General features: G+C 55.9%; 8 protein-coding genes. All 8 read left to right on the forward strand.

Features of this window, described 5'->3' with window-relative positions:
• Positions 1-10: 10 nt before the first annotated feature.
• The 8 genes from GXP52_03855 (at position 11) to GXP52_03890 (ending at position 9,664) form a co-directional block, all read left to right on the forward strand.
• Positions 11-901, forward strand: a complete 891-nt coding sequence (locus tag GXP52_03855) for a GTPase Era (GenBank protein NOY86419.1) — start codon at positions 11-13, stop codon at positions 899-901.
• A gap of 37 nt (positions 902-938) precedes the next feature.
• Positions 939-2,291, forward strand: a complete 1,353-nt coding sequence (gene mgtE, locus GXP52_03860) for a magnesium transporter (GenBank protein NOY86420.1) — start codon at positions 939-941, stop codon at positions 2,289-2,291.
• A 9-nt stretch (positions 2,292-2,300) separates the two neighbouring features.
• Entirely contained in the window at positions 2,301-3,050 is a 750-nt protein-coding gene (gene recO / locus GXP52_03865) for a DNA repair protein RecO (GenBank protein ID NOY86421.1), read from the forward strand.
• A gap of 192 nt (positions 3,051-3,242) precedes the next feature.
• Positions 3,243-4,151: a glycine--tRNA ligase subunit alpha gene (glyQ, locus tag GXP52_03870; GenBank protein NOY86422.1), complete on the forward strand. Its 909-nt coding sequence runs from the start codon at positions 3,243-3,245 to the stop codon at positions 4,149-4,151.
• A 200-nt stretch (positions 4,152-4,351) separates the two neighbouring features.
• Complete coding sequence (locus tag GXP52_03875) at positions 4,352-6,421, forward strand: glycine--tRNA ligase subunit beta (protein ID NOY86423.1); 2,070 nt, start codon at positions 4,352-4,354, stop codon at positions 6,419-6,421.
• A 250-nt stretch (positions 6,422-6,671) separates the two neighbouring features.
• A complete protein-coding gene (locus GXP52_03880; protein ID NOY86424.1) occupies positions 6,672-7,907 on the forward strand; it encodes a hypothetical protein in 1,236 nt (411 codons plus the stop codon).
• Between the two features lie 2 nt (positions 7,908-7,909).
• Positions 7,910-8,374: a cytochrome C gene (locus GXP52_03885; protein ID NOY86425.1), complete on the forward strand. Its 465-nt coding sequence runs from the start codon at positions 7,910-7,912 to the stop codon at positions 8,372-8,374.
• A 183-nt stretch (positions 8,375-8,557) separates the two neighbouring features.
• Positions 8,558-9,664 carry a hypothetical protein gene (locus tag GXP52_03890; protein ID NOY86426.1) on the forward strand — a complete coding sequence of 369 codons (1,107 nt, stop codon included), beginning with the start codon at positions 8,558-8,560 and terminating at the stop codon, positions 9,662-9,664.
• Positions 9,665-9,985 lie beyond the last annotated feature (321 nt).

Genomic DNA, 9,985 nt, shown 5'->3' on the forward strand with positions numbered 1-9,985 from the left:
GTTATCAATAGTGACGGTTTTTAAGTCGGGTTTTGTCGGGATTCTCGGGAGGCCTAATGTTGGGAAGTCGACCCTCCTCAACATCCTTTGCGGGGAGAAACTCGCCATCATATCGGCCAAACCGCAGACAACCCGGAACCGCATCCTCGGGGTGCTGCACGGGTCCGGTTTCCAGATCGTCTTTCTGGACACTCCGGGGATGCATGAGTTCGGAAAGGCGCTGAACCGGTACATGCGCGGGGTAATCGAAGGGGTAGCGAAGGATGTGGACACGGTAATCTACATGGTGGACGCGACTCGCGAACAGGGTCGGGAGGACGCCCTTGCGCTGGACCTGATGCCCGCCGGGACGGCCATACCGGTCATTCTGGCGGTCAACAAGGTGGATCAGGCAGGTGAAAAAAAGGCCGGAGAACGGGCGAAAATGCTGGAAGAGGCATACCCTTTCAGTGGTATCTTCCCCGTGAGCGCCCTGAAGGGCACGGGCATTGAAAGCCTACGGGAGCACATCATCGCGAACCTGCCGGAGGGGGTCCCGTATTTTCCGGAGGATATGGTTACCGACCAGCCCCTGGACTTCAGATTGGCGGAGATCATCAGGGAAAAACTGTTTGACCTGACCGGACAGGAAGTTCCCTATGCCGCGGCTGTTGTTGTTGAGGACGTATCACCAAGGAACGATGGACTGCTTGAGGTTTCAGGCATGATCTACGTCGAGAGGGAGACACAGAAGGGCATCATCATAGGCAAGGGCGGCAGGATGATTCAGGATATAGGAAAGGCCGCCCGCCTCGACATGGAACAATGGCTGGGCCGAAAGGTGTACCTGGCCCTGAGGGTCAAGGTCAAAAAGAAATGGACGGACCGGGAAGGGATACTCAGACAGTTCGGCTACAGATGAATCGTTGGCGGGAAGCCGTCCAGGAGAGGGTTAGAAGATGTACATCAGTAAAATTGATACTCTGATCGACAGTATTAAAAAACTCATCAGGCGTGGAGCCACCCAGAACGTCAAGAAGATCATCGAGAAGATGCATGCCGCCGATGTGGCCTATATCTTCAGATACCTCAATGATAATGAACAGTCCGCGATTTTCGGTCTTATCGATGACACTGAGACCTCCTCCGAAATTCTCAGCCAGCTGGATACGCCCTCGAGTGCCAATATACTCACACAGATTGGAGCCGAGCGAGCCGCCGTCATCCTGAGGCAAATGGATCCCGACGATGAGGTAAGCGTCCTTGAGGAAGTGGATGATAACATCCGGGAAGAGATCCTCAGCTTCATGTCGACGTCCGACAGCGAGAGGGTGGAGGAACTTCTTCAATATCCGGACGACAGTGCCGGGCGCATCATGAATACAAATCAATTCGCCCTTTTTGAGGATGTGACGGTGGCTGAAGCCATTGCGGAACTTCAGCGAAAGGGCACCGATTCCACCGAGATGGTCTTTTACCTCTATGTTATCGATAAACGCAATCATCTTGTGGGTGTCTCCTCCCTGAGGCAATTGCTCCTGGTTTCTCCCGAGACCCCGATCAAGAATGTCATGACGCAGAATGTAGTCAGTGTGAAGCCCGAGACCGACCAGGAGGATGTCGCGAGGGTCGTTGAACGGTACGACCTCCTGGCTGTCCCGGTAGTGGACCATGAGAACAAGCTCCTGGGGATCGTTACGGTTGACGACGTCATCGATGTTATCCGTCAGGAGGCTACCGAAGATATTCTGAAGATGGCGGGTACGGGCGACGAGTACCTGTCCCGGTCCATTTTCCGGCGTGCGCGGATGAGGTTTCCCTGGCTGCTTGCGGCCTTCATCGGCGAGAGTATCGGTATTCAGTTCCTGCACTATTTCAGCGGAACCATTGAACAGATCGTTGCTCTGGCCAACTTCCTTCCCATTATCCTGGCTATGGGGGGCAATATCGGCAGCACTTCGGTCACCATCGTCGTCCGCGGACTTGCCACCGGCCGTCTGAACGTAAAAGAACTGGGAAAGGTTATCTTAAAGGAACTCGGGGTTGCTCTGATTCTCGGGGGGCTTTACGGGGTCCTGCTTTTGGTCCTGGTATATCTCCAGTTCGGCGACGTAAGCTTCCTTGGTTTTGTGGTGGGATCCAGCCTTCTGATCTCCATGCTCATGGCCGCCGCCGTTGGTACCCTGATGCCCATAATCCTTCACCTGTCCGGGGTTGACCCGGCGGTAGCCACCGGTCCCTTCGTTACGAGTACCATCGACAGCCTCGGGATTCTTGTTTACCTGGGAATGGCAACCATCGTACTGACGTAGGGTAGCTGAATGGGTAATATCCATCAGACAGATGCCATCGTGCTTTCCCGGACGGACGTGGGCGAGGAGGATCGCATCCTCACTTTTCTCACCAGGGATTTCGGGCTGTTAAGGGCGGCTGCCGGTGGAGCAAGAAGCCTGAAAAAAGGACAAACGGGGCGTCTTGATCTTTTCGTCCTCAGTAACGTCCGGTTTTACGTTTCGGACAAACCGGGAAAGCTGTGCCGGATCCGGACGGTTGATGTCGTGGAGTCCTACCTGGGGATCAGGGATGACTTTAAGCGACTTTGCGTGGCCTCCGCAATGGCTGAACTGGTGGCGCACTGTATCCAGGAGGCCGACCCTGTTCCCGCCGTTTTTGAGCTTCTGTCAACCTGTCTTGGCCTGCTTGGCGCCGGCGCGGGTTCCATGCGGGTGCTCCTCATTTTCGAGATGAGGTTTCTAAAAGAACTTGGGCTGGCGCCTGAACTATCCAGATGCCTGGTCTGTGGCAGGGATATCACCGGCAAGTCATTCATCAGTCCTCCAAAGGGCGGACTCCTGCACCCGGAGTGTTCCTCCGGAGCGGGGAATGAGGAACTTACGTCCGGGGATCTGGCAACTCTTCGCTTTATCGCAGGGAAGCCAATGAATTCCATCGGCAGGTTATCCATAGCGGATGGTTCGGCAGGCAGGATACTACCGGGACTGAACCGTTTTTCGGTACACCATCTCGGTTTCGAAACGAAAGCGCTTCGGATCTTTCTGCAGAACGAGTAATGAATAAAATGACACTTTCCGCTTTCCGTGGAGTAAAAAGCCATTAATAGACTTTTTACGACCCTATCAATAGCAGACCATGAGCGGAACCCATGGGAAAACTTGACATAATGGAGTATTAACGGTTAATTATCCTCCGTGAAAGGGGAAGTCTCAGACTGTTTACATCTGTTTTGAGAGGAATTGGAAATGATGGAGAAAAAATCGTATCAGCAGGTTGTCCTTGATCTTGAGCGGTTTTGGGCGGAAAAAGGCTGCGTCATTCAGCAGCCTTACGACCTGGAGGTAGGTGCGGGAACGCTTAACCCCGCCACGCTGCTGAGGGTCCTCGGTCCCGAACCCTGGAACGTGGCATACGTGGAGCCTTCCAGGCGTCCTACCGACGGCCGGTACGGGGAAAATCCCAACCGACTCCAGCACTATTATCAATATCAGGTTATTCTTAAACCTTCACCCGACAACATCCAGGACCTCTATCTCGAGAGCCTTTATGCCCTTGGTATCGATCCCAACCGTCATGACATCCGGTTCGTGGAGGACGACTGGGAGAATCCCACGGTGGGGGCCTGGGGGCTGGGCTGGGAGGTCTGGCTGGATGGGATGGAGATTACCCAGTTTACATACTTCCAGCAGGCGGGCGGTATCGACCTTAAACCCGTCTGTGCGGAACTGACCTACGGACTGGAACGCATCACAATGTATCTGCAGGGTGTGGACAATGTGTACAACCTGACCTGGACAGACGGTGTGACCTACGGGGATGTCCATCACCAGGGGGAGGTGGAGAACTCCACCTACAACTTCGAGACCGCGGATACGGCCATGCTCTTTAATCTGTTTGATATGTATGAAGCCGAATCCCGGAAAACCCTTGAAAATGGGTTGGTTCTGCCCGCCTACGACTACTGTTTGAAGTGTTCTCACACATTCAACCTGTTGGATGCGCGCGGGGCCATCAGCGTGACTGAGAGGACGAGCTTCATCCACCGGGTAAGAAATCTTTGTCGCGGCGCCGCCGAGGCCTACGTCGCCCAGCGAGAGGCGATGGGATACCCCCTCATGGGGAAGAACCTTCTGTCGGAGCAAAAGGGGTTGGAGTGACTTCATGTCCGACGTCCAGCGGGGTAGAACAGTCCAGAGTCCATCCACCTTCGCTCTGCGAGCTATGGCGGACAGGGAGTCCAGAGTCCAGAGAGAAGAAAGGCGGACGCGGGGGACGAAAGGGTGTAGTAGGAGTGGACTCTAGACCCTAGATCCAAGACCCTGAATGATCGAACTTGAAAACTGTGAGGATTTAACAGATGAATCGCGAGCTGATTTTGGAGATAGGCACTGAGGAGATTCCTGCGGGCTATCTGCCGCCGGCCATCGAACAGCTTAAGAAGCTGGCGGTCAAAGAGTTGGAAGGACAGCGTCTATCCCACGGTGACGTTTTTGCTTACGCGACTCCCAGGCGCCTTACGTTGATAGTGCAGGGTGTCTCCGAAAGGCAGAAGGCAAGCGTGAAGGAGGTGCTTGGACCGGCCCGGGGAGTGGCGTTTGGTGATGACGGCAGGCCCACCAGGGCGGCGGAAGGGTTCGCCGGGGGCCAGGGTGTGGCGGTTGAGGATCTGAAGATCGTTGATACGCCCAAGGGCGAGTATGTCGCGGCCGTAAAGGAGGAGACCAGCGCAGCTGCCATGGATGTCCTTCCCCGGATGATGCCGCGGATGATCACATCCCTTCACTTCCCCAAGTTCCAGCGCTGGGGATACCTGAACCTGAGATTTCCAAGACCCATCCGATGGATACTGTGCCTTTTCGGGGCCGAGGCTGTTCCCTTCGAACTTGACGGTATCGCGTCCGGCAGGAAGACCAGGGGGCACAGGTTCATGGCTCCCGGACCTTTTGAGGTGCCGAATGCCGGCGAATATCTTAAGATCGTCAGGGATGCCGGTATTATCCTCGATCAGGACGAGAGGCGGAAGATCATCGAGGCTGGGGTTATCGAAGCCGCTGCCGGTGTCAATGGTGTCCCCATCGAGGCCCCGGAACTGCTGGACGAGGTGACCTTCCTTGTCGAGTATCCCGTAGTGCTGCTCGGATCCTTTGAGAAAAGGTATCTTTCCTTGCCGTGGGAGGTCCTGATCACCTCCATGGGGTCCCATCAGCGATATTTTGCGGTGACCGACGACAACGGAAACCTTCAGCCCAATTTCATTACGGTAAGCAACACCAGGACGAACGACGACACTGTCGTCATCAAAGGAAACGAGCGGGTGCTCCGGGCGAGACTGGAGGACGCCATGTTCTTCTTCCAGGAGGACAGGAAGATCCCACTCGAGAAGAGGGTCGAGGAACTGAAAGACGTTGTCTTTCAGGAGAAGCTCGGCACCTCTTATGAAAAGATGGAGCGGTTCTCGGAAATCGCTCGAACCCTTGCGGAGACGGTGGCGCCCGACCGGGTGGATGAGGTCCTCCAGGTGGCCTGTTTGTGCAAGGGGGATCTTGTGACCCAGATGGTAGGTGAGTTTGCGGATCTTCAGGGGGTCATGGGAAAGGAATACGCCCTGCTCGAAGGGGTAGGGGAAGAGGTCGCACAGGGTATTGTCGACCACTACCTGCCAAAGACGTCCGGGGGAAGGACCCCCGGGACCGTGGGCGGGGCAGTGGTCAGCATTGCGGACAGGCTTGACACCGTTTGCGGGTGTTTCGGCATCGGGATCACACCCTCGGGGACCGCCGATCCCTACGGTCTCAGGCGCCATGCCCTTGCCATTATCGCCATTCTCATGGACCGGGGATGGAGGGTCTCGATATCCGACATGATGGCCCGCTCCCTGGATCTTCTCCAGGGAAAGATCGATGTTCCATCGGAGAAAGTATTGGCCAGACTCCATGAATTTTTCAGGGGACGTCTGCAGAACCTCTTCACCGGGAAAGGCCACCGTTACGATCTGGTGCAGGCCGTTCTGGAGGAACAGTGGGAAGACCCGGTAGATGCCGCCGCACGACTGGAGGCGCTGGGGGAATTCGCGCAGCAGGCCGGATTCGCCGATCTGATGTTGTCGTTCAAGCGGGTGATGAACATCATCCCGGCTGATTTCGAGGGTACTTTGAACCGAAATACTTTGTCCGAAAGAGCGGAAAAAGAGCTGCTTGCGGCCGCCGATTCCGTCGGGAGCCAGGTGGAAGGCATGCTGCGTGCCGGGGACTATCTGGGCGCCCTTAACGCCTTGGCTGCCCTCAAGACACCGGTAGACGGTTTCTTCGATGGAGTCATGGTTATGGATAAAGACCCGGGGATCAGGGAAAATCGGCTCGCTATCCTGGCTATGGTTTCCTCTCTTTTCGAGCGGATCGCCGACTTCCGAAAGGTTGTCACTGAATAGTTCATCATCTCCTGTCGTCCCAGGCCGGCAGGATCAGGGCTCTCACCGAGAAAGTTCTTGACCGGAACCATAGAGATACATCAAGATGAGGCCCGATAAGATTTTTTGTTCTGGAGCCTTGGGGACTGTGTCTGTCAGGTTGCCCTTGGTCAAACATTTGAAAGGAGCTGGGAGAGTGGGAGCTTCCAGGAAAGATTGTCGCCGGATTGTTCCGGTTTTTTTTACGGCCTTGGGTTGTTTGATGGTCCTGATGACATCCATGATTTCCGTCGCTGCGGCGGCCGAATACAGCCTTTCTTCCAGATCCTATCTCTATCTCCAGGAACGTGATAACGCAATCGATCCGAATGATCATCTGGCGCCGCTTTACGAGTACCTGTCCCTTGACCTATGGAACCTTAAGGAGGCGAATTTATCGTTTCACTCGTACGGGTGGGGGAGGCTCGACCTCGCGGATGAATCGGTAGGCGGGAGGACCGGCGGCTACATTTCCAGCGCCTACCTCCAATACCGGTATCCCACCGGAAACGGTCAGGCGAAACTGGGCAGGTTCTTCCTGGCGGAGGGAACCACCGCCGAGACTCTGGACGGGCTGTTTCTCAAGGGCACATGGAAAGGGGGGTTCGGCGCGTCTTTCTACGCCGGAAACCCGGTGGAGACCTCCCTCATCACTGCGAACGGGGGTGATTCCCTTGTTGGGGGAAGGGTCTTTTACGTTCGGCCCGGCCTTGCCGAAGCCGGTCTTGGCTACCTCATCGAGCAGGGGGATTTTCAGGGCGAAAACCGGGAGGAAGCAGGCGGTGATCTTTGGGTGCATTTCGCGCATTCATGGGACCTCACCGGTAAGTTCGTCTACAATTTAACCACCAGCGATCTTGCCTCCCATCGGGTCGCGTTCCGCATGGTTCCCATCGACACCATTGACCTTGAATTGGGCACGGAAGGTTACAGCTACGATGGCCTGTTTCAGAAATCCCTTCATCCGGCGTTTCTGCCGCCGTCGGTGAACAGCAGCGACAAGGTCCGGGAACTGTTCGCTGACTGCGAGTGGCATACCTCCGACAGGTTGTCTGTCCATGCCGGCGTCAAAAGGATCAGCCACGACGCCGATGATCCAGGTGACGCTGCGCAAGGAGAGCTTGGTTTTCGCCTTCAGATGAGAGGCATCCTGAACCTGCTCGGTTTTTCGGCAGTCCTTCAGACCGCCGATCAGCCGGAGAATGAATATCGGGAATTAAGGGGGTGGCTCATGGGATCGGTCAAGAAGTGGAGTTTTTCCCTCGATGCCCTGACGTATCTGTACGAGGTGCCCGTCAACGGAGTGGATGCCTCCATCCAGATCGTAAGTTCGGCCGGCTGGAAGGCCAGCCCTCTTCTTTCCCTTTCCGGCGATCTGAGATACACCCAGAGCCCTCGGTATGACGAGGATCTGACCGTACTGCTCAGGGCGGACTTTGCCCTGGACGGATCATGGGGAGGGAAGTAATTATGAGGTACGTGAAGGGACTTCTGCTTTTTTTTACGCTGTTGTTTCTCCTGGCCGCCTGCGCCGGGATATCCACCAGAGAGTCGATACCGCTCCAGCACCCGGAGGAGCTTGATCAGGGCAGGGTCAACTGCCTCGAATGTCACGATAACGACGTCTCCGGTGCCCTCAAACCGTACGGCTCCTTCCCGCACACGGCGGTTTTTCTCAAGGAACACGGATCTTACGCCTCTCAGGACCAGAACCTCTGTACCGCCTGCCACTCACCCTCCTGGTGTCAGACGTGTCATGCCGGCCGCGAGGAACTCAAGCCCGGGATCAAGTACGGCAATCGCCCTGACCTGACCCTGCCTCACCGGGGGGATTTCATAATACAGCACCAGAAGGAGGGGCGGATCAACCCGGGGTTGTGCCTGACTTGTCACGGCAACCGTAACAACCAGGTATGCGGCAGGTGCCATAAGTGATGACTTCACAAGGAGTCATCACCGCGCCCGCTTAGGGGCGCTCAAATCGAAGATTTGTGAGGGAAGCGAAAATGACATTTTTCGCTTCCCGTGGAGTAAGATGTAACGGATGCACTTTTTACGACTCTATATATACAGAACCCGGGAACCAGGGGAACGGTCTGTGATATTCCGGAGGTTGGGATGAAAACAGGGATAAACAGGATAAAGAAGGGCCGGAGAATTACCGCGGGCCTTTCGATACCCGGTGTCAGAGTACTTGCCGGTTTTGCATTTCTTCTGATGGCGTCAGGGGTGATACTCGGGTGTTCCACGGCCGTCCAGGATTCTCCCTTTAGCCTGCTCGATGAGAACGGGAACCATCCGGCGGGGTGGATCCAGGCCCACGGATCCTACGCTGCGCCGGATGGCGACTTATGCAAGTCCTGTCATGGGGAAAACCTTGACGGGGGAATATCGACCGTTTCCTGCTCATCTCCTTCCTATAACGGCCAATCGTGTCATGTTGGCGGCCCGGCTTTTCATCCGGACGACTGGCTCAACAAAACCGCCATAGGGACAAGCACATTCCACGGGACCGCTTTCCAGAACGGCATTCTGAGTTGCGCTTTATGCCACCAGCCGCCCGATCTGAACGATCCTGACGGCGGCAAATGCTATACATGCCACTTCGGTACCTCGGGTGCCAGAACGCCGGGTGGCTGGTCTCACCCCCTCACCCATACGGATCCCGTGGTCACCCATAGCCAGTTCAAGGGAACCTCTGACGAGTCCATCTGCGTCAATTGCCACGATACCAACAATCAGTTCGGCAACATGCCCACACCGTTTTGCCACAACTGCCATGGAAGTTCCCATAGCGTTCCCTTTCTCGACCACAACCAGGTTGCGCCGCTGCAGGAGGACTTCGATGCGAACTGTTCCGGTTGCCACAGTATCGACGGTTCTGCCCAGTCATTCGCCCCCGCGTGTACCACCTGCCACCTGGGGGGAAGCCCCTACATATACACTAACTGCAGGTCCTGCCACGGGCATCCCCCCGACGGTGAACCCCCCGTAAACAACAATTTCCCCAATCTGCAAGGGAGGCATGACTATCACCAAAGCTTCACCTCCTGTTCCGACTGCCATGACGACGGCGGGTCGGGGACGGGCCTCAACCACGGCTATGACGACATTGTGAATCTTCAGGCGCCTTCGGGAATCACCTTCACCATAGGGGGCGGCAACGTAACCTGTAACGGTCTCTGCCACGGCGAGAACCACAGAATGAACAGGACCTGGTACTAAGAAGATCCCCCCTGTGTCAGAGACAGGGGTTGGAAGATGGGTATGTGTGCCGCTATTTTCCCCGGCCCGGGGATTTTGGCGTTGCTTTGCTGTTGTGTTGTGGTTGTTTGGGGGGGATTTGAGGTGTTGGCGGCGATGTTTTCTGCCTGAACTACGGTCAGGAGCCGTTTTGGGAGGGTTTCCGGCGGACCTGTCCGCCGGACCTCTCAGGGGCCTGTAATCATCGGATCTAGATACCCAGATGCGTTCTTTGCATCTGTTGTATGAAGTCCGCCGGCCCGAAGAAGAGTCCTCTCAGCTCCTTTTGGACTATGCTGTCAG

The sequence above is a fragment of the Deltaproteobacteria bacterium genome, from assembly GCA_013151915.1.
Taxonomy (GTDB): domain Bacteria; phylum BMS3Abin14; class BMS3Abin14; order BMS3Abin14; family BMS3Abin14; genus BMS3ABIN14.